Source organism: Kitasatospora sp. NPDC005856, assembly GCF_040629945.1.
In the GTDB taxonomy this organism is placed as follows: Bacteria; Actinomycetota; Actinomycetes; order Streptomycetales; family Streptomycetaceae; genus Kitasatospora.
Window position 1 is genome coordinate 1 of the sequence record NZ_JBEXWT010000070.1, and the last position, 22,557, is coordinate 22,557.

A 22,557-nucleotide genomic window follows, 5' to 3' on the forward strand; every position below is an offset into this window, starting at 1 on the left:
TCTAAACCCTACCAGCGGCGGGCCGCGGCCCCCCCCGGGGGGGGGGGGGGGGCCCCCCCCCCGCCCCCCCCCCCCGCCCCGATGGGTCCTCTCCCCCGGCCCGGCGGCTGGACGGGTACCCAGCCCGGTGGCCACCAGGAGGAGAGGGAGCCGACCTCAGGAGGTCAGCGAGGTCTTGCGGGTGGAGATGATCTGGTCGACCAGGCCGTACTCGACGGCCTCCTCGGCGGTCAGGATCTTGTCGCGCTCGATGTCGTCGCGCACCTGCTCCGCCGACCGGTTGGAGTGCTTGGAGAGCATCTCCTCCAGCTGCTCGCGCATCCGGAAGATCTCCTTGGCCTGGATCTCCAGGTCGGACACCTGGCCGCGGCCGGTCTCGGTGTACGGCTGGTGGATCAGGATGCGGGCGTTCGGCAGCGCCATCCGCTTGCCGGGGGTGCCGGCGGCGAGCAGCACGGCCGCGGCGGAGGCCGCCTGGCCCATGCAGACGGTGGTGATGTCCGGCTTCACGTACTGCATCGTGTCGTAGATGGCCGTCAGGGCCGTGAACGAGCCGCCGGGCGAGTTGATGTACATCTGGATCTCGCGGTCCGGGTCCATCGACTCCAGGCACAGCAGCTGCGCCATGATGTCGTTCGCCGAGACGTCGTCGACCTGCGAGCCGAGGAAGATGATGCGCTCCTCGAACAGCTTGGCGTACGGGTCGTACTCGCGGATGCCCTGCGTGGTGCGCTCGACGAAGCGCGGGACGATGTAGCGGCCCTCGGCGCGCATGTCCTCGACGCGGGCCTTGGCGGCCGACAGGCTGGGGATGTTCATGGGGGTCCTTGTCCTCCGGGGCGTTGTGGCTGTGGTCTCGCGGGCCGGGCCGAGGCTCAGGCAGCGCCCGTGCCGCCGCCGCCGGGGACGTCCGCGGCGCTGTGCATGATCGCGTCGATGAGGCCGTACTGCAGGGCCTCCTCCGGGGTGAACCAGCGGTCGCGGTCGGAGTCCGCGGTGATCTGCTCGAAGGACTGGCCGCTGTGGTGGGCGATCAGCTCGGACATCCGCTTCTTGGTGCGGAGCAGCTGCTCGGCCTGGATGCGGATGTCGGTGGCGGAACCGCCGAGGCCCGCGGAGGGCTGGTGCATCAGGATGGTCGAGTTCGGCAGCGAGAAGCGCTTGCCGGGGGCACCCGCGGTGAGCAGGAACTGGCCCATCGAGGCCGCCATGCCCATCGCGATGGTGACGACGTCGTTCTTGATGTACTGCATGGTGTCGTAGATCGCCATGCCGGCCGAGATCGAGCCGCCCGGGGAGTTGATGTAGAGGAAGATGTCCTTTTCCGGGTCCGCGGCCAGCAGCAGCAGCTGCGCGGTGATCTTGTTGGCGATGTCGTCGTCGACCGCCTGGCCGAGGAAGATGATCCGCTCGTTGAGCAGTCGGTTGTAGACCTGGTCGCCAAGGCCGCCGAGCACGTCACCAGCGGCGGCGTGCGGCGCCATCGGGCCAGGCATCTGCATCTGCGGGAACGTCACTTAGCCACCTGCTCAGTCGGTTTGGACGGTCGCTCCACGGCCGCCACGGTGTCGCACAGCTTCCGGGTATCACGTCGTGATTGTTGCTGTCCAAGGACCCTAACGCGCAGGCCGGGCCGCAGAATCCCTCACGCAGAACTGTTCGCTGTGAGCGCAGGGTCGCGGCGGCCGCGACCGGGACGACAGCGGGCCCGGACACCGTACGGCGTCCGGGCCCGCTGCAGCCTGGAGGGGCTACCGGAGCACTCAGGCCTCGGTCTTCTCCTCGGCGGCGGTCTCCTCGGCGGCGGCCTCGACGGTCTCGGCCGTCTCGTCCTCGTCGTCGAAGTTGATCTCGTTGCCCTCGGTGTCGACGACCTTGGCGGCCTCGACCACGGTGGCCAGCGCCTTGCCGCGGGCGACCTCGCCGACCAGCAGCGGAACCTGGCCGCCCTGGACGACCTGCTGGGCGAACTGGTCCGGGGTGAGGCCGGAGCCGGCGGCGCGGCGGATGAGGTGCTCGGTCAGCTCCTCCTGGTTAACACCCAGCTCCTCGTTGGCGACGATCTGGTCCAGGACGAACTGGGTCTTGATGCCCTTCTTCGCCTGCTCCTCGATCTCCGCGTCCCACTCCTCGCGGGTCTTGTCCTGGGTCTCCAGGAAGGCTTCGAGGGTGAGGCCCATCGGCTGGAGCTGGTGGTGCTCCACGTTGTGCTTGCGGGTCTCGACCTCGTCCTTGAGGAGCTTCTCGGGGTACTCGATCTCAACCAGGGCGAGCAGCGCGTCCAGGACCTTCTCCTGGGCCTGGGTGGCCTGGTCGTACTCCTTCATGCGCTCGAGGCGCTTGCGGGAGTCGGCGCGCAGGTCCTCCAGGGTGTCGAACTCGCTGGCCAGCTGGGCGAACTCGTCGTCCAGCTCGGGCAGCTCCTTCTCCTGGACGGCGGTGACGGTGACGGTGACCTCGGAGGTCTTGCCCGCCTGGGTGCCACCCTTGAGCTCGGTCTCGAAGGTCTTCTCCTCGCCGGCCGACAGGCCGACGACGGCCTCGTCGATGCCGTCGATCAGACGGCCCGAGCCGATCTCGTAGCTGACGCCGTTGGCGGTGCCGTCGTCCGGCACCTCGCCGTCGACCTTGGCGACCAGGTCGACGACCACGATGTCACCGGCGGCGGCGGCGCGCTCGACGTCCTTGACCGAGGAGAAGCGCTCGCGCAGCTGCTCCAGCGACTTCTCGATGTCCTCGTCGGAGACGACGATCGGGTCGACGGTCACCTCGATGGAGGAGAACTCCGGGAGGGTGATCTCCGGGCGGACGTCCACCTCGGCGGTGAACTTCAGGTCACCGCCGTCGGCGATCTTCTCGACACCCTCGATGTTGGTGATGTCGGGCTGGCCGAGGACCTCGATCTTGCCCTCGTCGACGGCCTGCGTGTAGAAGCGCGGCAGGGCGTCGTTGACGGCCTCCTCCAGCACGGCGCCACGGCCGAAGCGCTGGTCGATGACCCGGTTCGGGATCTTGCCCTTGCGGAAGCCCGGGACCGAGACCTGCTGGTTGATCTTCTTGTACGCCGCGTCGAGGCTGGGCTTGAGCTCCTCGAAGGGCACCTCGACGGTGAGTCGAACCCGGGTCGGGTTCAGAGTCTCGACGGCGCTCTTCACGGTTTGGTCTCCTATGGGCTTGCGGTCGGGTTGCCTCCGCCCGCCCCCGTCGCCCGGCCGGAGCCGGAAGGTGGGGTCGGACGAGACGGGCGATGGGCGGTTGGAGCTGCATCTCCCGTGGGGGTGGACGGTGAGCTTGACTCCTCGCCCTCGTGCGGTCGACCTGGGTTGACGCCACAGGGACTACCGCCAGCGCCCCATCCTACCGGTACCACGAAAGGCGGACGCCAGACGCCACCGTACCGCCGCCACGCGGCTCCGATACAGAACAGGGCCCCGCCCCGGTGGGCGAGACCCTGCCGCACTGTCGGGGTGACCGGATTCGAACCGACGGCCTTCCGCTCCCAAAGCGGACGCGCTACCAAACTGCGCCACACCCCGTGGTGCCGAGAGGAAGCGTACACGCCGGGCCTGCACGGCTCGCCGAACTATTCCGCGCGGGCGCGACCGCGACATATACCGCGCGGGCGCGGGAGGGGTGCGCACGGGGCGATCCGCGAAAGGGTGTGCACTCGGGCAGCCGGACCAGGTAGGCTGTCCCCCGAACTTCCGGCCGGTGACGGCTGGGAGCGTCGTGCGGGCGTAGCTCAATGGTAGAGCCCTAGTCTTCCAAACTAGTCACGCGAGTTCGATTCTCGTCGCCCGCTCTCCGATTCGGCCCCGGTGCGCCCAGCGCACCGGGGCCGTCGGCGTTTCCGGGCTCCCGCGGCCGCGGACCTCAGAGCCCGAGCCGGGCGGCCCGGGCGGCGGCCCGGTCCAGCAGCTGGTGGACGTCGCCCTCCCGGGTGGTCGGGCGGTCGTTGTACTCGTCCGGGGAACGCGCCGGGCGGCCGGTGGCGTGCAGCACCTCCATCAGCTGGACCCGGGCGGTGCGCACGGTGGCCGGGGTGCCGTACCCGTGCGCCAGGACGGCGGCCTGCGCGCCGAGCAGGCAGACCCGGCCGGCCGCGTCCCACATCGCGCCCTGGAGCCAGCCGTGCGCCCCGATGTAGCGGGAGGCGAGCCGGAGGTGGTCGGCCGCGCTGACCGGGACGGGGCGGGCGGGGCGGCCCAGCGCCCGGTCGAGCAGGGTGGCCCGGGGCTCGGGGTGGCCGGCCTGCCAGGGCCGCAGGACGCTGCCGTACGGGCAGGCGTACGGCGCCGGGGTGCGCGCGGGGGCGGGCAGCTCGGCGAGGTAGGCCTCGATCTCGGCCACCAGCCCCGAGGCGGCCGACGCCGAGGCGGACGGGCCCGAGGTGGACGGGCCCGAGGTGGACGGGCCGAACGGCGGCGGCCCGGGGGCGAGGAGGACGGACGGGGGCGGGGCGGTGGTGCGGGGCATGCGGGTCCTCCGGGCGGACGGCCTTCAGGTTCCGCTGCCCAAAATGGGGCATTCAGGACTTTTTCGCGACCGGAGGACCGTACGGTCCGCATGGTTTCCCGGCGGGCTGTCGGGCCGATAGCCTCGGCGGCGTTCGAGCGCAGTTCGAGCGCGAGCTCAGCCGCCGCGCTCCCGAGGTGGAGGAGTCCCGGTGCGTCCGCAGGAGCGACTGGCCGTCATTCAGCGCTGTGTGGTCCGGGAGATGGCGCGACTGGGCCAGGTGTTCCGCCCGGACGGCGAGGTGGTCCGCGGCCCCGGCACCACGGCGGTGGCGGTGCGCGAGCACCCCGGGGACGACGGCGCCGGGCACGTGGACCTCGGCTTCGTGCTGCACCTGGGCCGGGCGGACGCCCCGGTGGTGTGGGACTGCGCGGCCGGCCTCGGCAAGACCGAGGAGGAGAAGCTCGCCAACGCGGTGAAGATGTGGGCGACCACCACCGCCCCGGTGCTGGTCGAGGCGGCGCAGGGCCACGGGGTGCGCGCCGACCGACCGCACCTGCCCGAACTCCCGGGCTGGCGCGCGGCGCAGGGCCCGGCCGCGGTCTTCGGCTTCGGCAACGAGCGCCTGGCGAACTGGCTGGCCGAGCACCGGGTGCTGCCGGCGCTGGCGCCCGCGCTGCGCGCGGAGTTGACCGGGCCCGGGCCGGTGGGCGTCAAGCTCTTCCTGGGCGGGAAGGCGGGGGACGACGTCGCCGAGGTCCGGGTGGGCGGCGAGGTGTCGGAGGCGGCGTCGGCGGCGCTGCGCGCGCTGGACTGGCCTCGGGGCGAACGGCTGTGCTGGGCGCGGCTGTTCGTCCTGCTGACGGCCGAGCCGGCGGCATCGGGGCAGCACGCGCCGGCGGGTGCCGCGACACCCGCACCGATGCGTGTCCCGGCCCCGGCGGCGGCGCGGCCCCGGGGACTGTTCGCTCGCTGGCGGGAAGCCAGACGGGCCGGCCGGTGACCCCTCGGCAGGAGTGCGGACGGCCCGACCGGATCAGCCTCCGGTGATGCCGGAGATGCTGTGCGCCAGGTTGGCCAGCAGCGAGTTGATGGAGCCGGCGACCGTGGTCTCGTGGAGCATGAAGCCGAACAGGGCGGCGACGATCGCGTGCGGGATCTTCATCTGCTTGTTGCGGATGAAGATGATGCACAGGATCGCGAACAGGACCAGTGCGGAGACGGAGAGTGCCACCCGGACTCACTTCCTCGTTTTCATAGCGGGGTGCCGCCGCCCGGCGGCACCTGCGAAAGCCGGACCCCGGCCTGTCCGACGGTCCCGAGGCGGAATCGCGGACCGTCCGGCACAGTGCCGGCGAGGGAGCCCACAGTCGACCGCTGCCTGTCGTGCCGCACGCGACGCCCCCCATCCCCCGAATCCTGAACAGTCCCGCCCGGACTCAGTGTGGTCGACCGTGCCGATTGCGTAAAGGTCTGAAAGTCAGCCCAACGCCGATATCCTGCGATGCGAGACGAGTTTCCGCCGACCGGGACGATAGCGGAGCCGTCCTGACGAATCGTCGGCGGGGCCGTGCTGAGCGGCCGGAAAACGGCCGGGGGCGGGTAACGGAAGCCGCTGGTCCGCTCCGTCGGCGGGGCCTCCGATTTGGCCGAAGATCAGCTGCCAGGCTTGACAGCGGCGGCTGCCCCCGGCATGTGCCCCGGAGGCGGTGTCAGTCGCGCCAGAGCAGCAGGACGGCGCGGTCGTCGTTGATGTCCCGGGCGACCGTCTCGATCAGCGCGGCCGCGGTGCCCGTGCCCGTACCGGGTCCGCAGCCGGGCACCAGCCGGTCCGCCTCCCCCATCAGCCGGTCCATGCCCTCCGCGAGGTCCCGGCCCGGGGCCTCGACCATGCCGTCGGTGCACAGCATCAGCACGTCGCCCCGGTTCAGCCGGCCGCGCACGCCGTCGAACTTGGCGCCGTCGTAGATCCCGAGCAGCGGACCCTCGGCCTGCTTGACCTCCCAGCGCCCCTCCCCGGCCAGCCGCTGCATGCCCGGCAGGTGCCCGGCCGAGAGCAGCTCGTACTCCCCGGTGTCCAGGTCCAGCACCAGGTGGACGGCGGTGGCGAAGCCCTCCTCCCAGGACTGGCGCAGCAGGTAGCCGTTGGCGGCGGGCAGGAAGTCGTGCGCGGGCAGCGAGCCGACCAGACCGCCGAAGGCGCCGGAGAGCAGCAGCGCGCGGGAGCCGGCGTCCATGCCCTTGCCGGAGACGTCCGCGAGGACCACCTCCAGCAGCCGCTGGCCGGGACCGGTGCGGGCGGCGACCACGAAGTCCCCGGAGAAGGACTGGCCGCCGGCCGGGCGCAGCGCCATGTCCGCGTGCCAGCCGTCCGGCAGCTCGGGCACCCGGCTCTGCACCCGCAGCCGCTCGCGCAGGTCGAACAGCATGGTGGAGCCGCCCCACCAGGGCACGCCGACCCGGGCCCGGAACTGGGCGAGCAGCAGGCCGCCGACCCCGGCGGCGCCGACCACCAGGGCCGCGCCCGGGGTCACGCCGTAGAGGTACGCGTCGGGGTTGTCGCTGGCGACCCGCTGGCCGGTGTGGATCACGGACTCGGAGGAGAGGCCGAGCGCGGCCAGCGCGTAGAGCACCACCAGGCTGCCGGGGCGCAGCAGCAGGGCGCCGGCCAGGATCGGCAGGACCAGGGAGGTGGGCGGGGCCCAGCCGGGGAACCAGATGTTGAGCAGGATCAGCAGCGGGACGAGCAGGGCGAGCGCACAGAGCACCGGCCAGTCGGCGGCGCCGCCGCGGAAGTAGTCCACACCGGCCGTGCGCAGCCTTCGGCGGACCCGGCGGACCCTCTTGCGCAACCGGGCCGTCACGGACTCGGACGCCGTGGCGGCGCCGGGCCTCGTCGCAGTCGTCTGGGGCGTTGTGCCCGGCGCTCTGCCAGCCATGGGGTCCGACCCTATCCACGGGCACGGCCCGGCGTCGACGGGCCGGGGGCGGGCGCGGGGGCCGGAGCGCGGGGCGCGGGGCGGGTTTCGGCCGATCGGCGGGGTTGCGGGCGCGCCGTCAGGAAGCGTACGCGGGTTGGGCGTACGAACCGTGCGGGCGGCGCGTGCGCCCCGCGTGCGGGGGTGTTCGCGCGCTGGGGCCTGTGGCCGATCCCACAGGCGGTCCGGGGCCGCTCCGGCCCGTCACACGACGGCCGGGCCCCGGACACGGCGGCGGCCGGTCGCACGGGAGCGTGCGGCCGGCCGCCGGGGCGGGTGGGTGGAGGGATCAGCCCTGCGGGTGGTGGGCCGGGATCGGCGGGAGCTCGCCGGTGGTCTCGTACTCGCTCAGCATCTCGATCCGGCGGGTGTGCCGGGGCTCGCCGCTGTACGGGGTCTTGAGGAAGACCTCGACGAACTCGGTGGCCTCCTCCAGCGTGTGCATGCGGCCGCCGATGGAGATCACGTTGGCGTTGTTGTGCTGACGGCCGAGCTCGGCGGTCTGCGCGCTCCAGGCCAGCGCGGCCCGGACGCCCTTGACCTTGTTGGCGGCGATCGCCTCGCCGTTGCCCGAGCCGCCGATCACGATGCCCAGGGCGTCCTCGTCGGCGGCAGTGCGCTCGGCGGCACGCAGGCAGAACGGCGGGTAGTCGTCCTCGGCGTCGTAGATGTGCGGCCCGCAGTCGACCGGCTCGTGGCCGGCCCCCTTGAGCCACTCCACGAGGTGGTTCTTCAGTTCGTATCCGGCATGGTCGGAGCCCAGGTACACGCGCATGCCATGAGTGTGGCACGCGCGTGCACCCGGGCCCGACAACGGGGGCGCCTGCCGGGTGGGTCGGCGGGGCGGCACGGCCGGGCGGATCAGCGCCGGCCGGGGTGGATCAGCGCCGGCCGAGCAGCTTCCAGGCCAGCGGCAGGGCGCCGGCGGCGAGGGCGGCCTTGAGGGCGTCGCCGACCAGGTACGGGTAGAGGCCGAGCTCGGCGGCACGGGCGAGCGACACGTGCAGCGACAGCGCGAGGTACGGGACGCCGACCGCGTAGATGGCGAGGCTGCCGAGGACCATGGTGACGGCGGTGTTGACCGGGGTGCGGTCGGCGCCGCGGCGGGCCAGCGCGCCGGTCAGGGCGGCGGCGAGGACGAAGCCGATCACGTAGCCGAAGGAGGCCGTCGCCCAGCCCGAGGTGCCCCCGGCGAACCAGGGCAGGCCCGCCATGCCGGCCAGCATGTAGAGCACGAGCGAGGCGACGCCGCGGCGGGCGCCGAGCGCGGTGCCGACCAGCAGGGCGGCGAAGGTCTGGCCGGTGACCGGCACCGGCGAGCCGGGGACGTTCACCGAGAGCTGGGCGGCCAGGCCGGTCAGCGCGGCGCCGCCGGCCACCAGGGCCAGGTCGCGGGTCTGGGCGCCGAGGCGGGTGGAGGCGGCGGGCAGCAGGTCGGCGAGGACGGCGCGGCGCGGTATCGGGGTGGTGGCAGTGGCCATCGGGGCTCCTCCGTGAGAGTCCAGGTGAGTGAACACCTGTGAACCTACGCGGTGATCCACTGGGCGAACGGCACGGTTTCGGACAAACCCCCGGCCACGGGCATTGTCGGAACCGGCCCGGAACAACTGCTGGTCACAGCATGATCACGGTAGGTTTCGGCGCGGTCCGCATGGTGGGCCCGAATCGAACATTCTTGGCATGGACAGTGGTGCCGCCGGATATTGGACAGCTCATGTCGCATACCGCACAGTCTGGAACCACCCCTATGGCCCCCACTTCCGCCCCTACGGCGACCGGGACCCCCGACGGAACCCAGCCGGCCACCGGCCCGGCGCCGGGTGGACAGCAGCTCTCCCACGGGCTGAAGCAGCGCCACCTGTCCATGATCGCCCTCGGTGGCGTGATCGGCGCCGGCCTCTTCGTCGGCTCCGGCGCCGGCATCGCGGCCGCCGGCCCGGCGATCATCCTGGCGTTCGCGCTCTCCGGCCTCCTGGTCATGCTGATCATGAGAATGCTCGGCGAGATGTCCGCCGCCCGCCCCGCCTCCGGCTCGTTCTCGGTGCACGCCGAGAAGGAGGTCGGCCCCTGGGCCGGGATCACGGCCGGCTGGATGTACTGGGTGATGCTCTGCTGCGGCGTCGCCGCCGAGGCCACCGCCGCCGGGAAGATCGTCAACGGCTGGATACCCGGCGTCTCCGCCTGGGCCTGGGTCGGCCTGTTCATGATCTTCTTCTGCGCCAGCAACCTCACCGCGGTGAAGAACTTCGGCGAGTTCGAGTTCTGGTTCGCCGCGATCAAGATCGCCGCGATCGTCGCCTTCCTGGTCCTCGGCGGGCTCGGCATCGCCGGCGTGATCGGCCCCGGCACCCCCGGCACGGCGAACCTGACCGGTCAGGGCGGCTTCCTGCCCAACGGCGTCGACGGACTGATCGTGGGCCTGCTCGCCTCGGTCTTCGCGTACGGCGGTCTGGAGACCGTCACCATCGCCGCCGCCGAGTCCGAGGACCCCAAGAAGAACGTCGCCAACGCCGTGCGCACCGCGGTGTGGCGGATCGCGATCTTCTACATCGGCTCGATGGCCCTGGTCGTCACCCTGGTCTCCTGGAAGGACCCGAAGGTCGTCGCCGACGGCCCGTACGTCACCGTGCTGAGCCACCTCGGCGTGCCCGCCGCCGGAACGATCATGCAGGTGGTGGTGCTGGTCGCGCTGCTGTCCGCGATGAACGCCAACATCTACGGCGCCTCCCGCATGGCGTACTCGCTGGTCGGCCGCGGCCAGGGCCCCAAGGCGCTGGCCAAGGTCAGCGGCGGGGTGCCGCGCAGGGCCGTGCTGATGTCCTGTCTGTTCGGCTTCGGCGCCGTGCTGGCGGCCAAGTTCTGGCCGGACACCGTGTTCACCTGGCTGATGAACACCACCGGCGTGGCGATCCTGGTGGTCTGGCTGTTCATCTGCGTCGTCCAGCTGCGGATGCGCCGCCGCCTGGAGCGCGAGGCGCCCGAGCTGCTCACCGTGAAGATGTGGGGCTACCCGTACCTGACCTGGATCGCGATGGCCGCCGTGGCCGGCATCCTCGCCCTGATGACCACCACCGAGGGCAACCGCGAGCAGCTGTACGCGGCCGGCGTGCTGGTCGCGGCGCTCACCGTCGCCGGGCTGCTCAAGCAGCGCCGGGACGCCGCCGCCCTGCGCTGACCTTCCCGACGCACGGCGAGGGCCCGGTACCGATCGGTGCCGGGCCCTGCCGCGTTTCCGGGGTCCTCGCGACTACTCGAAGGACGGGCCGGCCGTACGGGTGCGCTTGATCTCGTAGAAGCCGGGGGTGGAGGCCACCAGCAGGGTGCCGTCCCACAGCCGGGCCGCGGCCTCCCCCTTCGGGGCGGGGGTGACCACCGGGCCGAAGAAGGCCACCCGCTCGCCGTCCGCGCCCTCGACCGCGATCACCGGGGTGCCGACGTCCTCGCCGACCAGGGTGATGCCCTCCTTGTGCGAGGCGCGCAGGGCGTCGTCGTACTCCTCCGAGCCGGCCGCGTCGGCCAGCTCCGCGGGCAGGCCCGCGGCCACCAGGGCGGCCTCGATGGTCTCCCGGTTCTGCGGCAGGCCCTGGTTGTGGAAGCGCACGCCCAGCTCGGTGTAGAGCCGGCCGAGCACCTCCTGCCCGTGCTGCTCGGCGGCGGCGATGCAGACCCGCACCGCGCCCCAGGCGTTGTCCAGCAGCTCCCGGTAGTTCTCCGGGAGGTCCCGGTGCTCGTTGAGCACCGACAGGCTCATCACGTGCCAGTGCACGTCGACCGGACGCAGCTGCTGGACCTCGACCATCCAGCGGGAGGTCATCCACGCCCACGGGCAGGCCGGGTCGAACCAGAAGTCGGCGGTCTTGCGCTCAGTGGCAGTCGTCACTGGATGTGTCCTTCGTGAGGCGATCCGAGGCAGGGGGGAGTTCCACCCCCGAACCGCCAACGCCCGCCCGACGCCGCTGATTCCGGCGCCGACGCGGCGTCTGTGCAATGGTACTGACGGCACGGGGCGTGAAAGGATGGCCCCGCGCGGACACACCCCGCGCCGAGACCGCACCACCCACAGGCGCACCACCGTGCGAGCCGGACAAAGGAGTACCGCCGTGCCGGGCAAGAACCTCAGCCGCGACGAGGCTCAGCAGCGGGCCAGCATCCTGACCGTGGACGGCTACCACGTCCGGCTGGACGTGACCTCGGCCCCGGACCGGGCGGCCGGCACCTTCCGCTCCACCACCACCGTCACCTTCCGCTGCTCGCAGCCCGGTGCCGGCACCTTCCTCGACCTGCTCGCCCCCGCCGTCCGCTCGGTCACCCTCAACGGCCGCGCCCTCGACCCGGCCACCGCCTACGACGGCGCCCGGGTGCACGTCGACGGCCTGGCCGCCGAGAACGTGCTGACCGTCGAGGCCGACTGCGCCTACAGCCGCACCGGCGAGGGCCTGCACCGGTTCGTCGACCCGGTGGACGGCGAGACCTACCTCTACACCCACTACGAGCCGGCCGACGCCCGCCGGGTGTTCGCGAACTTCGAGCAGCCCGACCTGAAGGCGCCGTTCACCTTCACCGTGACCGCCCCGGCCGCCTGGGACGTGTGGTCCAACGCCCCGCACGAGAACGTCACCGCGCAGGACGCCACCACCCAGGACGCCGGCCGCACCTGGGAGTTCGCGCCGACCAAGCCGATCTCCACCTACCTCACCGCCGTCGTCGCCGGCCCGTACCACGTCGCCCGCGACCACTACCGCCGCGAGCTGGCCGACGGCACCGCGCTGGAGATCCCGCTCTCCGCGATGTGCCGCAAGTCGCTGGCCCCGTACTTCGACGCGGACGAGATCCTCGGCGTCACCAAGCTCGGACTCGACTTCTTCCACGAGGAGTTCGACTACCCGTACCCCTTCGGCAAGTACGACCAGGCCTTCGTCCCCGAGTACAACATCGGCGCGATGGAGAACCCCGGCTGCGTCACCTTCCGCGAGGAGTTCGTCTTCCGCTCGAAGGTCACCGACGCCGCGTACGAGGGCCGGGCCAACGTCATCCTGCACGAGATGGCGCACATGTGGTTCGGCGACCTGGTCACCATGCGCTGGTGGGACGACCTGTGGCTGAAGGAGTCCTTCGCCGACTTCATGGGCTCCTACGGCCTGATCGGCGCCCGCACCCGCTACTCCTCGGCCTGGGTCACCTTCGCCAACCAGCGCAAGGCCTGGGCCTACCGGCAGGACCAGTTCCCCACCACCCACCCGATCACGGCGGACATCCGGGACCTGGAGGACGCCAAGCTCAACTTCGACGGCATCACCTACGCCAAGGGCGCCTCCGTCCTCAAGCAGCTGGTCGCGTACGTCGGTTCCGAGGCCTTCTTCGAGGGCGCCCGCCGCTACTTCAAGCGCCACGCCTTCGGCAACACCGAGCTGGGCGACCTGCTGGAGGTGCTGGAGGAGACCAGCGGCCGCGACCTCAAGGCCTGGGCCGCCGCCTGGCTCCAGACCTCCGGCGTCAACGCGCTCACCCCGCAGGTCACCACCGACGCCGAGGGCCGGATCACCGAGCTGGCGGTGCTCCAGGACACCGCGAACGATCCTGCGACTCCGTCGCGCGGCGTGCTGCGCCCGCACCGGATCGCGGTCGGCCTGTACGACCGGGACGCCGACGGCGCGCTGGTGCGCACCGGACGGATCGAACTGGACGTCACCGGCACCCGGACCGTCGTCGCCGAGGCGGTCGGCCTGCCCCGCCCGGCGCTGGTGCTGCTCAACGACGACGACCTGACCTACTGCAAGATCCGCTTCGACGAGGAGTCGCTGGAGAACCTGCGCGGCGGCCTCGGCGACATCCGCGACGAGCTGGCCCGGGCGCTGACCTGGTCCGCGGTCTGGAACCTCACCCGGGACGGCCTGATGCCGGCCCGCGACTACGTCGCCCTGGTGCTGCGGTTCGCCGGCCAGGAGGGCAACATCGGCGTGCTCCAGTCGCTGCACTCCCAGGCCAAGACCGCCGTCGACCTGTACGCGGACCCGGCCTGGCGCGGCGAGGGCGGCCGGCTGCTCGCCGACGGCGCCCTGCGCGAGCTGCGCGAGGCCGTCCCCGGCAGCGACCACCAGCTGGCCTGGGCCCGGTTCCTCGCCCAGACCGCGGGCGGCGCCGAGCACCTCGGCCTGGTCCGCGGCCTGCTGTCCGGCAGCGCCCGGATCGACGGGCTGGAGGTCGACCAGGACCTGCGCTGGTCGCTCTGGCTGGCGCTGGCCGCGTCCGGCCAGGCCACCGACGAGGAGCTGGACGCCGAGCTGGCCGCTGACAACACCGCGAGCGGCAAGCGGCACCACACCCAGTGCCTGGCCGCCCGGCCCACCGCGGAGGCCAAGGCCGCCGCCTGGTCGGCCGTGATCGACTCGGACGAGCTGCCGAGCGCCCTGGTCGAGGCCAACACCGCGGGCTTCTCGATCCCCTCCCAGCGCGACCTGACCGCCCTCTACGCGGCGCCGTACTTCAAGCTGCTGGAACGGGTCTGGGCCGACCGGACCATCGAGATCGCGATGCGGATCGTCGGCGGCCTCTTCCCGATCGCCCAGACCGGCGAGCCGACCCTGGCCGAGGCCGACGCCTGGCTGTCCGGGCACCCGCAGGCCGCTCCGGCGCTGCGCCGCCTGGTGCTGGAGCGCCGCGACGACCTGGCCCGCGCGCTGCGGGCGCAGGCCTGCGACCGGGCCTGACGGTCGCTCCGGGGGCCCGCCGCGGGTGTTTCCGCGGCGGGCCCCCGTGGTGCGGGAGGCCCCGTGGTGCGGGAGGCCCCGTCGTGCGGGACGCTCGTGGTTCGGGACGGGGAAGCCGTCAGTCGCGGCGCAGGCCGCGGTCCAGCGCGGCGATCGCGCTGCCCTGGGCGTCGTCGCCGTCCAGCGACCAGACCATCACCCCGCCCAGGTCGTTCCAGCGCGTGTACCGCGCCTTCTGGGTGAGCACCTCGGCGGTGTCGTAGCTGTAGAAGGTCGTGCCGTCGTACTTCCAGGACGCGCCGTGGTCGCGGTCCAGGTAGACCTTGCCCGGCAGCGCGTTGATCTCCTGGTACGAGTGGTCGGGCGCCGCCCCGGTGGCGCTCTGGAAGAGGCCGCCGCGCTTGCCGGGGGCGACGCCGGTCCAGCCGTGGCCGTACAGCGGGGCGCCGAGGACGAGCTGCTCGGAGGGCATCCCGCGCTCCTGGTAGTGCGTCACGGCGGTGTCGGCGCTGCGCCGGCGCGGGTCCGGGTCGGTCGGGTCGGAGTACAGGTTGGCCTGGTGGTTGGCCGGGCCCTTGCCCTCCCACGGGCCGTGCAGGTCGTAGGTCATGACGTTCAGCCAGTCCACCGACTCGCTGAGCCGGGGCAGTTCGAGCCGGTCGGCGACGGTCTCGTTGGCGGCCACGGCGGCGGTCAGCAGGTAGTGCTTGCCCTTCTTGCCGCTCAGGGCGTCCAGCTGGTCGCGGAACTCCTGCATCAGCAGGGTGAAGTTGCGGCCGTCCTCGGGGCGGACCACGTTGCCCGCGTCCCCGCCGCCGCCCGGGTACTCCCAGTCGATGTCGATGCCGTCGAAGACGCCCGCGGCCGCACCCTTGCCGCCCTCCGGGGAGTCGGCCAGGACCGGCACGTCGCCCTTGACGTAGAGGTCGATGCAGGAGGAGACGAACTTCTTGCGGGCCTCGTCGGTGGCGGCCGCGTCGGAGAAGTACTTGGACCAGGACCAGCCGCCCAGCGAGATGACGGTGCGCAGCTGGGGGTTCTTCGCCTTGAGCTTGCGCAGCTGGTTGAAGTGGCCCTTCAGCTTCTGGCCCGGGGAGTCGGCCACGCCGTCCACCGACTCGGCCGCGGAGAAGGAGCGCTGGTAGTCGTTGCGGGCGTCACCCTGCCCGGCCTCGTTGCTCTCGAAGCAGGTGCCCTCGGCGGAGACGTTGCCGAAGGCGTAGTTGATGACGGTGAGCTTGGCGGCCTGGCCGGACTCCTGCACCCGCTTGGCGGAGCTGTCGGCGCCCCACTGGGTGAAGTAGCCGACCCGCTGGCCCTTCAGCTTCGGGCCGTGCCGCCCGTCGGCGGCGGAGGCGGTGGCGGGGGCGGCGAGCAGCGCGGCGACGGTGGCGGCGGCGAGCAGGGCTGAGGCGCGAGTGGGCATACCGGACCTGTTCTCTGAAGCGACGTCAAATGGTCTGGACCAGATGAGAGAGAGGTTTAGTCCATCTGCCGTTCACCGCACAAGGGGACGGGCCCGGTCGGTGCACCATGCAAAAGGTGCGATGGCCGAAAAGGTCCGGCGGGCGGAGGTGCGGCACGAAGAAGGTGCGGCACGAAGAAGGAGGGGCCGGACCGCGATGTGCGGTCCGGCCCCTCCTCAGGCCTGTGCCGGGACTCAGCCGATCAGCGAGCGCAGCACGTACTGCAGGATGCCGCCGTTGCGGTAGTAGTCCGCCTCACCGGGGGTGTCGATGCGGACGACCGCGTCGAACTCCTTGTCGCCCGCCTTGACCTTGACGGTCTTCGGGGTGCGGCCCTCGTTGAGCTCGGTCACGCCGGTGATGGAGAAGGTCTCCTCGCCGGTCAGGCCGAGGGAGTCGGCGTTCTCGCCCTCCGGGAACTGCAGCGGCAGGACGCCCATGCCGATCAGGTTCGAGCGGTGGATGCGCTCGTACGACTCGGCGATGACGGCCTTGACACCCAGCAGCGCGGTGCCCTTGGCGGCCCAGTCGCGGGACGAGCCGGAGCCGTACTCCTTGCCGGCCAGGACGACCAGCGGGACGCCGGCGGCCTGGTAGTTCTGCGAGGCGTCGTAGATGAACGACACCGGCGCGTCGGCCTGGGTGAAGTCGCGGGTGTAGCCGCCCTCGGTGCCCGGCGCGATCTGGTTGCGCAGGCGGATGTTGGCGAAGGTGCCGCGGATCATCACCTCGTGGTTGCCACGACGGGAACCGTAGGAGTTGAAGTCGCGCTTCTCGACACCGTTGGCGGTCAGGTACTGCGCCGCCGGGGTGCCCGGCTTGATGTTGCCGGCCGGGGAGATGTGGTCGGTGGTGACCGAGTCGCCCAGCTTGGCCAGGACGCGGGCGCCGGCGATGTCGGTCACCGGGCTCGGGGTCTTGGCCATGCCCTCGAAGTACGGGGGCTTGCGGACGTAGGTGGACTCGGCGTCCCACTCGAAGGTGTCGCCGGTCGGGACCGGGAGCGACTGCCAGCGGTGGTCACCGGCGAAGACGTCCTGGTAGCCCTTGTCGAACATGGCCTCGTCGATGGAGCCGGCGACGGTGTCGGCGACCTCCTGCTCGGACGGCCAGATGTCGGCGAGGAAGACGTCGTTGCCGTCGGCGTCCTGGCCCAGGGCGTCCTTGGTGATGTCGACGTTCATGTTGCCGGCGAGGGCGTAGGCGACCACCAGCGGCGGGGAGGCCAGGTAGTTCATCTTGACGTCGGGGTTGATCCGGCCCTCGAAGTTGCGGTTGCCGGAGAGCACCGAGACGACCGCGAGGTCGGACTCGTTGACGGCGGCCGAGACCTCCTCGGGCAGCGGGCCCGAGTTGCCGATGCAGGTGACGCAGCCGTAACCGACCAGGTTGAAGCCCAGCTTCTCCATGTACGGGAGCAGGCCGGCCTTCTCGTAGTAGTCCATGACGACCTTGGAGCCGGGCGCCAGGGTGGTCTTGACCCAGGGCTTGACGTGCAGGCCCTTCTCCACGGCCTTCTTCGCCAGCAGGGCGGCGCCCAGCATGACGGAGGGGTTGGAGGTGTTGGTGCAGGAGGTGATCGAGGCGATCACGACCGCGCCGTTGTCGATCGCGTAGGACGAGCCGTCGGGGGCGGTGACGGCGGTCGGCTTCGAGGCCTCGGCGGAGTAGGTCGGCAGCGCCTCGGCGAACTTCTCGGCGGCCTCGGCCAGGATCACGCGGTCCTGCGGGCGCTTCGGGCCGGAGATCGACGGGACGACGGTGGAGACGTCCAGCTCCAGGTACTCGGAGTAGACCGGCTCGTGCGCCGGGTTGTGCCAGAGACCCTGCTCCTTGGCGTACGCCTCGACCAGGGCGAGCTGCTGCTCGTCGCGGCCGGTGAGCTTCAGGTAGTTGATGGTCTCGGCGTCGATCGGGAAGATCGCGCAGGTCGAGCCGAACTCCGGCGACATGTTGCCGATGGTGGCGCGGTTGGCCAGCGGGATGGAGCCGATGCCGTCGCCGTAGAACTCGACGAACTTGCCGACCACACCGTGCTTGCGCAGCATCTCGGTGATGGTGAGCACCAGGTCGGTGGCAGTGGTGCCGGCCGGCAGCTCGCCGGTCAGCTTGAAGCCGACGACGCGCGGGATCAGCATGGAGACCGGCTGGCCGAGCATGGCCGCCTCGGCCTCGATGCCGCCGACGCCCCAGCCCAGCACGCCCAGGCCGTTGACCATGGTGGTGTGCGAGTCGGTGCCGACGCAGGTGTCCGGGTAGGCCTGGCCGCCGCGGACCATGACGGTGCGGGCCAGGTGCTCGATGTTCACCTGGTGGACGATGCCGGTGCCCGGCGGGACGACCTTGAACTCGTCGAAGGCGGTCTGGCCCCAGCGCAGGAACTGGTAGCGCTCCTTGTTGCGGCCGTACTCGATCTCGACGTTCTGGGTGAACGCGTCCTTGGTGCCGAACTTGTCGGCGATGACGGAGTGGTCGATGACCAGCTCGGCCGGGGCCAGCGGGTTGATCTTGGCCGGGTCGCCGCCCAGCTCCTTGACGGCCTCGCGCATGGTGGCGAGGTCGACCACGCACGGCACACCGGTGAAGTCCTGCATGATCACGCGGGCCGGGGTGAACTGGATCTCCTGGCTCGGCTGGGCGTTCTCGTCCCAGTTGCCGAGGGCGCGGATGTGGTCGGCGGTGATGTTCGCGCCGTCCTCCGTGCGGAGCAGGTTCTCCAGCAGCACCTTGAGGCTGTACGGCAGCCGCTCGGAACCCTCGACGGCGGAGAGCTTGAAGATCTCGTACGACTCGTCGCCCACCTGCAGCGAGCTGCGGGCGTCGAAGCTGTTCGCGGACACGACTGACTCCTTCTGGGTGCTTCGTGCGGTATCCGGCCGTCACGCGGTGGTAAGGTCAGCCTTACTTAGGCCCACCTCGCCCGCATCGCCGGCGAGCGCCTCTCGGCAAGTATCTTGATGTCGAGATATATCGTAAGGGGCAGTTATCTCGATGTCGAGATAAACCATAGTGCATGCCGTGCCTCACCGGTCGTCCGGGCCGCGCCGCTTGCGCTCCAGCCTGATCAGCCAGACCGCACCCGCCACGACGGCCGCCGCCATCAGCAGCACCACCACAAGCTCACCACCGGAACCGCCGGTCGGCGAGGGGGCGATGTCGGCCAGGATGTCGGCCCGCAGGATCGTCCTCACTCTTCCTCCTCCGTTCGCGCCCGGTTCGCTCCCGGGCCCAGAACCAGCATCAACAGCACCGGGAACTCCAGATAGGCGTGGTAACTCGCCAGCGCGGCGTACACCGACCGGCCCTGGGCGTAGTCCACGGCGAACAACACCGCCAACAGCACCCCCGGAGCCGCGCCCAGCCCCCAGGCCCGCGCCCCGCGCAGAGCCGGCACCCGGGCCTCGAAGCGCTCCGCCGCCTCCGGCGCGTACCGCGGCAGGAACCAGACCCAGACCACGTAGTGCATCGACTGGAGGAAGGCGAACACCGCCAGGAAGCGCAGGCCCGCCTGCGGCGTCAGGAGGGCCGGCGGGGTGTACGCGGCCGCCAGCCGGTCCGTCCAGCCGCCCGGGCGCTGGGACAGCAGCCCGTCCAGCAGACCGCTCAGCAGCAGGGCCGGCACCAGCAGCACCCAGGCCGACTGCAGTGCCAGGAACGCCGCGCGGCCCCGCGCCAGCCGGCGCGACCACTCGGCCAGGAACAGCAGCGGCACCACGTTGTGCAGATGGGCCAGCACCACGAAGTGGTACGCCGGGAACGCCAGCGAGGCCGCCCCGGCCACCGCCAGCAGCGCCGCGGCCACCGCCAGCAGCCGGGGGCGGCCGCGCAGCCCGTACCGGCAGGCCGCCGCCAGCAGGCCGTAGGCGAGCAGGATCTCCGCCGACTGGGCGGCCCGGGAGGGCGGCAGCAGGCGGCACAGCACGATGCCGGTCACCAGCGCCAGCAGCAGCCGCAGCAGTGGGCCGGTCAGCACGGTGGCGAAGCGGCCGGCCACGTAGCGCAGCTCCAGCACGTTGTGCAGCAGGCCGAAGGCGGCCAGGCCCAGCACGGCCAGGCCGGTCGGCGCCCGCAGGGCCAGTGCCAGGGCGAGAACGGCCGACAGGGCGAAGCCCGCGAACGGCGCGGCGCCCAGCCGGGCGGCCGGGCCAGGCGCGGGCCAGGCGGTGCCGGGGCGCGCGGTCGGGGACGCGCTCGTGGCCGGGGGCACGCTCGTGGCCGGGGGCACGCTCGCGCCCGCGGTCGTGCCCGTGCTCGTGGTCGCCATGCTCCCCCTCCCCGTGGCACGATCCCCGCCGTGCGCTACCCGGTGGCCCTCGCCCTCACCCTGCTGACCGAGACGCCCGTCTACACGGCCGCCCTCGTACGCGTGGGGCGGGTCCGACCCGGGCGGGCGGCCGCGGCCGCCGTCCTGGTCAACCTGGTGACGCACCCGCTGCTCTGGTGGACCCTCCGGCACTGGACCGACGGGCCGGCGGCAGCGTACTGGACGGGCTTCGCGCTCGGCGAGGCGGCGGTCTGCGCCGTCGAGGCGCTGCTGCTGGGACCGCTCGCCGGGCTCCGCCCGCGCGACCCGCTGCCCTGGCTCGCCGCCTGCACCGCCAACGCCGCCTCGCTGCTGGCCGGGCTGCTGATCGGGCTCCGGGGCGGGTTCTGACCGGGCTTCGAACGGGCTCCCGATGGCAGGCGCGCGGCCCACCACGTCACGGCCGGGAGGGGACGACAGGGATCCCGAGGACGGGCCCGAGGGCCGCCCCGGTACCGTGGCCGGTGAGTTCGACGTGCGGAGACGGGCAGGGGCCGACAGATGATCGTGGTGGACGCATCCGCGCTGGTGCTGGCGCTCGCCGACCAGGGCCCGCGCGGGATCCGGGCCCGCGCGGAACTCGCGGCCGGCGGCGAGTGGGTGGCACCCGAGCACATCGTCATCGAGGTGATGCAGTCGCTGCGCGGGCTCTACCTGGCCAAGGAGCTGACCGCCGAGCGGGTCGCCGAACTCACCGGGGAACTCGCGGCGGTGACGATCCGCAAGGTCGAGGTGGCGCCGCTGCTCGGCCGGATCTGGGAGCTCAAGGACAACCTCACCCCGGACGACGCCGCGTACGTCGCGGTCGCCGAGCGGTACGGCGTGCCGCTGGTCACCGCCGACCTGCGGCTGATGCGGGCCAGCGGGCCGCGCTGCGAGATCCGGGGGATCCGGCGGGACTGAGCCGCCACCGGCGGGTGTCCTCGGAGCCCCCGCCGCGTTAGCAGGGCGACCCCCGCCCCGCCCGTGGAAGGCCCCGCCCCGATGACCGCTCCGCTCGCCGCCGCCCTGCTGCCGCTGGCCCTGCTCGCCCCCGCCGCCTCGCCGGCCTCCGTCGTCGAGGCCGACTTCGACCCGGCCACCGCCTTCGTCCCGCCGGCCGCGATCAGCTACGCGAACGACCTGGTGCCGTACGGCTCGCACGTTCGGATCGTCACCGACCACGCGATGCCCGGGCGGACGGTGCTCACCCTGACGGCCTCCGGGCTCGCCCCCGACCACGAGTTCCCGGTGCACCTGCACACCGGCGGCTGCGGGGCCGACCCGGCCTCCTCCGGACCGCACTACCAGGACGAGGTCGACCCGGTGCAGCCGTCCGTCGACCCGGTGTACGCCAACGAGCGGAACGAGCTGCGGCTGACCCTGCGCACCGACCGGTGGGGCGCCGGCAGTGCCACCACCGCGGTGGCCTGGCAGCCGCGGCCGGGCGAGGCACGCTCGCTGGTGCTGCACGCGGGCACCCCGGCCGGCCCGCACGCGGCCGGCGACCGGGTGGCCTGCGTCAAGCTGGACGGCTGAATCGGGCGGTCGGTGACGGTCGGGGCGGTCGGTCCGGTCAGGGCCGCCGGGCCGGTCAGGAGCCGAGGGTGGCGACCAGCACCGCCTTGATGGTGTGCAGCCGGTTCTCGGCCTGGTCGAACACGATGGAGTGCGCGGACTCGAACAGCTCGTCGGTGCACTCCAGCTCGGCCATGCCGGTCGCCTCGTACATCTGCCGCCCGACCACCGTGCCGAGGTCGTGGAAGGCGGGCAGGCAGTGCAGGAACTTCACGTCCGGGTTGCCGGTGGCCCGGACGGTGTCCATGGAGACCTGGTACGGCTTGAGCAACCCGATCCGCTCGGCCCAGACCTCCTTGGGCTCGCCCATCGAGACCCAGACGTCGGTGTAGAGGAAGTCCGCACCGGCCACGCCCTCGGCCACGTCCTCGGTCAGCGTGATCCGGGCGCCGGTCGTCCCGGCCAGGGCCCGAGCCGACTTCTGCACCTCCTCGGTCGGCCAGAGCGCGCGCGGGGCGACGATCCGGATGTCCATGCCGAGCAGGGCGCCGGTGACCAGCAGCGAGTTGCCCATGTTGGAGCGGGCGTCACCGAGGTAGGCGAGGGCGACCTCGGACAGCGGCTTGGCGGTGTGCTCGGTGACGGTGAGCACGTCGGCCAGCATCTGGGTGGGGTGCCACTCGTCGGTCAGGCCGTTCCAGACCGGGACTCCGGCGTACTCGGCCAGCTCCTCGACGATCTCCTGGCCGTGGCCGCGGTACTCGATGCCGTCGAACATCCGGCCGAGCACCCGGGCGGTGTCCTTGATGGACTCCTTGTGGCCGATCTGCGAGCCCGTGGGGTCCAGGTAGGTGGTGGTGGCGCCCTGGTCGTGGGCGGCGACCTCGAAGGCGCAGCGGGTGCGGGTGGAGGTCTTCTCGAAGATCAGCGCGATGTTCCTGCCGCGCAGCCGGGGCTGTTCGGTGCCCGCGTACTTCGCCGCCTTGAGCGTGGCGGCGAGGTCCACCAGGAAGCGGAACTCCTGGGGCGTGAAGTCGAGCTCCTTGAGGAAGTGCCTGTTCCGGAGGTTGAAGGCCATGCCGGGCTCCTGGGGTGACGGGACTGCGGGAAAGCGGCAAGTGTATACGACACTCGGAATTTCTATACAGAAG

At 72.0% G+C, this 22,557-nt stretch carries 20 protein-coding genes and 2 tRNA genes; 7 read left to right on the forward strand and 15 right to left on the reverse strand.

Features of this window, described 5'->3' with window-relative positions:
• Positions 1 to 156: 156 nt before the first annotated feature.
• The 4 genes from ABZ449_RS31145 to ABZ449_RS31160 form a co-directional block, all read right to left on the reverse strand.
• Entirely contained in the window at positions 157 to 819 is a 663-nt protein-coding gene (locus ABZ449_RS31145; protein WP_360352853.1) for an ATP-dependent Clp protease proteolytic subunit, read from the reverse strand.
• A 56-nt stretch (positions 820 to 875) separates the two neighbouring features.
• A complete protein-coding gene (locus tag ABZ449_RS31150) occupies positions 876 to 1,502 on the reverse strand; it encodes an ATP-dependent Clp protease proteolytic subunit (protein WP_360352855.1) in 627 nt (208 codons plus the stop codon).
• Between the two features lie 261 nt (positions 1,503 to 1,763).
• Entirely contained in the window at positions 1,764 to 3,155 is a 1,392-nt protein-coding gene (tig, locus tag ABZ449_RS31155; RefSeq protein WP_360352857.1) for a trigger factor, read from the reverse strand.
• 307 nt (positions 3,156 to 3,462) lie between these two features.
• Positions 3,463 to 3,536: transfer RNA gene (locus ABZ449_RS31160), tRNA-Pro, on the reverse strand.
• A 195-nt stretch (positions 3,537 to 3,731) separates the two neighbouring features.
• Here ABZ449_RS31160 and ABZ449_RS31165 point away from each other — a divergent pair.
• Positions 3,732 to 3,802: transfer RNA gene (locus ABZ449_RS31165), tRNA-Gly, on the forward strand.
• A gap of 71 nt (positions 3,803 to 3,873) precedes the next feature.
• Here the strand turns inward: ABZ449_RS31165 and ABZ449_RS31170 are convergent.
• The gene (locus ABZ449_RS31170; protein ID WP_360352859.1) at positions 3,874 to 4,476 is read right to left on the reverse strand and encodes a hypothetical protein; all 603 of its coding nucleotides are present in this window, start codon (positions 4,474 to 4,476) and stop codon (positions 3,874 to 3,876) included.
• Positions 4,477 to 4,666: 190 nt separating this feature from the next.
• On the opposite strand from ABZ449_RS31170, the gene ABZ449_RS31175 reads away from it, so the two are divergent.
• Complete coding sequence (locus tag ABZ449_RS31175) at positions 4,667 to 5,458, forward strand: DUF6348 family protein (protein WP_360352861.1); 792 nt, start codon at positions 4,667 to 4,669, stop codon at positions 5,456 to 5,458.
• A 33-nt stretch (positions 5,459 to 5,491) separates the two neighbouring features.
• On the opposite strand, the gene ABZ449_RS31180 is transcribed toward ABZ449_RS31175, so the two are convergent.
• The 4 genes from ABZ449_RS31180 to ABZ449_RS31195 form a co-directional block, all read right to left on the reverse strand.
• Complete coding sequence (locus tag ABZ449_RS31180; protein ID WP_359914825.1) at positions 5,492 to 5,689, reverse strand: hypothetical protein; 198 nt, start codon at positions 5,687 to 5,689, stop codon at positions 5,492 to 5,494.
• A gap of 478 nt (positions 5,690 to 6,167) precedes the next feature.
• Positions 6,168 to 7,307, reverse strand: coding sequence for a PP2C family protein-serine/threonine phosphatase (locus tag ABZ449_RS31185; RefSeq protein ID WP_360352863.1), 1,140 nt, complete (start codon positions 7,305 to 7,307; stop codon positions 6,168 to 6,170).
• Between the two features lie 415 nt (positions 7,308 to 7,722).
• Positions 7,723 to 8,208, reverse strand: a complete 486-nt coding sequence (locus ABZ449_RS31190) for a ribose-5-phosphate isomerase (RefSeq protein ID WP_360352864.1) — start codon at positions 8,206 to 8,208, stop codon at positions 7,723 to 7,725.
• A gap of 106 nt (positions 8,209 to 8,314) precedes the next feature.
• A complete protein-coding gene (locus tag ABZ449_RS31195) occupies positions 8,315 to 8,914 on the reverse strand; it encodes a biotin transporter BioY (protein ID WP_360352866.1) in 600 nt (199 codons plus the stop codon).
• 266 nt (positions 8,915 to 9,180) lie between these two features.
• Between ABZ449_RS31195 and ABZ449_RS31200 the strand changes: the two genes are divergently transcribed.
• Positions 9,181 to 10,608: an amino acid permease gene (locus tag ABZ449_RS31200; RefSeq protein ID WP_360352868.1), complete on the forward strand. Its 1,428-nt coding sequence runs from the start codon at positions 9,181 to 9,183 to the stop codon at positions 10,606 to 10,608.
• A gap of 72 nt (positions 10,609 to 10,680) precedes the next feature.
• Here the strand turns inward: ABZ449_RS31200 and ABZ449_RS31205 are convergent, their stop codons facing one another.
• Entirely contained in the window at positions 10,681 to 11,313 is a 633-nt protein-coding gene (locus tag ABZ449_RS31205; protein ID WP_360352870.1) for a DsbA family protein, read from the reverse strand.
• A 220-nt stretch (positions 11,314 to 11,533) separates the two neighbouring features.
• Here ABZ449_RS31205 and pepN point away from each other — a divergent pair, with 220 nt between their 5' ends.
• A complete protein-coding gene (gene pepN / locus ABZ449_RS31210) occupies positions 11,534 to 14,140 on the forward strand; it encodes an aminopeptidase N (RefSeq protein ID WP_360352871.1) in 2,607 nt (868 codons plus the stop codon).
• 118 nt (positions 14,141 to 14,258) lie between these two features.
• Here pepN and ABZ449_RS31215 read toward each other — a convergent pair whose 3' ends face one another.
• The 4 genes from ABZ449_RS31215 to ABZ449_RS31230 form a co-directional block, all read right to left on the reverse strand.
• The gene (locus ABZ449_RS31215; RefSeq protein ID WP_360352873.1) at positions 14,259 to 15,566 is read right to left on the reverse strand and encodes a glycoside hydrolase family 18 protein; all 1,308 of its coding nucleotides are present in this window, start codon (positions 15,564 to 15,566) and stop codon (positions 14,259 to 14,261) included.
• Between the two features lie 234 nt (positions 15,567 to 15,800).
• Complete coding sequence (gene acnA / locus ABZ449_RS31220; protein ID WP_360352875.1) at positions 15,801 to 18,446, reverse strand: aconitate hydratase AcnA; 2,646 nt, start codon at positions 18,444 to 18,446, stop codon at positions 15,801 to 15,803.
• 183 nt (positions 18,447 to 18,629) lie between these two features.
• The gene (locus ABZ449_RS31225; RefSeq protein WP_360352876.1) at positions 18,630 to 18,797 is read right to left on the reverse strand and encodes a hypothetical protein; all 168 of its coding nucleotides are present in this window, start codon (positions 18,795 to 18,797) and stop codon (positions 18,630 to 18,632) included.
• Complete coding sequence (locus ABZ449_RS31230) at positions 18,794 to 19,870, reverse strand: hypothetical protein (RefSeq protein ID WP_360352878.1); 1,077 nt, start codon at positions 19,868 to 19,870, stop codon at positions 18,794 to 18,796. Before ABZ449_RS31230 ends, ABZ449_RS31225 begins: the two co-directional genes overlap by 4 nt.
• A gap of 30 nt (positions 19,871 to 19,900) precedes the next feature.
• Between ABZ449_RS31230 and ABZ449_RS31235 the strand changes: the two genes are divergently transcribed.
• The 3 genes from ABZ449_RS31235 to ABZ449_RS31245 all read left to right on the forward strand — a co-directional run bounded on the left by ABZ449_RS31235 (position 19,901) and on the right by ABZ449_RS31245 (position 21,427).
• On the forward strand, positions 19,901 to 20,260 hold the full coding sequence (locus ABZ449_RS31235; protein WP_360352880.1) for a hypothetical protein: 360 nt from the start codon (positions 19,901 to 19,903) through the stop codon (positions 20,258 to 20,260).
• A 150-nt stretch (positions 20,261 to 20,410) separates the two neighbouring features.
• Positions 20,411 to 20,812 carry a type II toxin-antitoxin system VapC family toxin gene (locus tag ABZ449_RS31240; RefSeq protein WP_360352882.1) on the forward strand — a complete coding sequence of 134 codons (402 nt, stop codon included), beginning with the start codon at positions 20,411 to 20,413 and terminating at the stop codon, positions 20,810 to 20,812.
• An 81-nt stretch (positions 20,813 to 20,893) separates the two neighbouring features.
• Positions 20,894 to 21,427: a superoxide dismutase family protein gene (locus ABZ449_RS31245; RefSeq protein ID WP_360352884.1), complete on the forward strand. Its 534-nt coding sequence runs from the start codon at positions 20,894 to 20,896 to the stop codon at positions 21,425 to 21,427.
• 55 nt (positions 21,428 to 21,482) lie between these two features.
• Here ABZ449_RS31245 and argF read toward each other — a convergent pair whose 3' ends face one another.
• Positions 21,483 to 22,484 carry an ornithine carbamoyltransferase gene (gene argF / locus ABZ449_RS31250; RefSeq protein ID WP_360352886.1) on the reverse strand — a complete coding sequence of 334 codons (1,002 nt, stop codon included), beginning with the start codon at positions 22,482 to 22,484 and terminating at the stop codon, positions 21,483 to 21,485.
• Positions 22,485 to 22,557 lie beyond the last annotated feature (73 nt).

Coding starts and splice junctions, on each gene's coding strand:
- ABZ449_RS31150 (WP_360352855.1), bottom strand. CDS start 1,502: ATGCAGATGCCTGGCCCGATGGCGCCGCACGCCGCCGCTGGTGACGTG.
- ABZ449_RS31190 (WP_360352864.1), bottom strand. CDS start 8,208: ATGCGCGTGTACCTGGGCTCCGACCATGCCGGATACGAACTGAAGAAC.
- ABZ449_RS31145 (WP_360352853.1), bottom strand. CDS start 819: ATGAACATCCCCAGCCTGTCGGCCGCCAAGGCCCGCGTCGAGGACATG.
- ABZ449_RS31230 (WP_360352878.1), bottom strand. CDS start 19,870: ATGGCGACCACGAGCACGGGCACGACCGCGGGCGCGAGCGTGCCCCCG.
- ABZ449_RS31195 (WP_360352866.1), bottom strand. CDS start 8,914: ATGGCCACTGCCACCACCCCGATACCGCGCCGCGCCGTCCTCGCCGAC.
- ABZ449_RS31215 (WP_360352873.1), bottom strand. CDS start 15,566: ATGCCCACTCGCGCCTCAGCCCTGCTCGCCGCCGCCACCGTCGCCGCG.
- ABZ449_RS31245 (WP_360352884.1), top strand. CDS start 20,894: ATGACCGCTCCGCTCGCCGCCGCCCTGCTGCCGCTGGCCCTGCTCGCC.
- ABZ449_RS31170 (WP_360352859.1), bottom strand. CDS start 4,476: ATGCCCCGCACCACCGCCCCGCCCCCGTCCGTCCTCCTCGCCCCCGGG.
- argF (WP_360352886.1), bottom strand. CDS start 22,484: ATGGCCTTCAACCTCCGGAACAGGCACTTCCTCAAGGAGCTCGACTTC.
- ABZ449_RS31200 (WP_360352868.1), top strand. CDS start 9,181: ATGGCCCCCACTTCCGCCCCTACGGCGACCGGGACCCCCGACGGAACC.
- ABZ449_RS31240 (WP_360352882.1), top strand. CDS start 20,411: ATGATCGTGGTGGACGCATCCGCGCTGGTGCTGGCGCTCGCCGACCAG.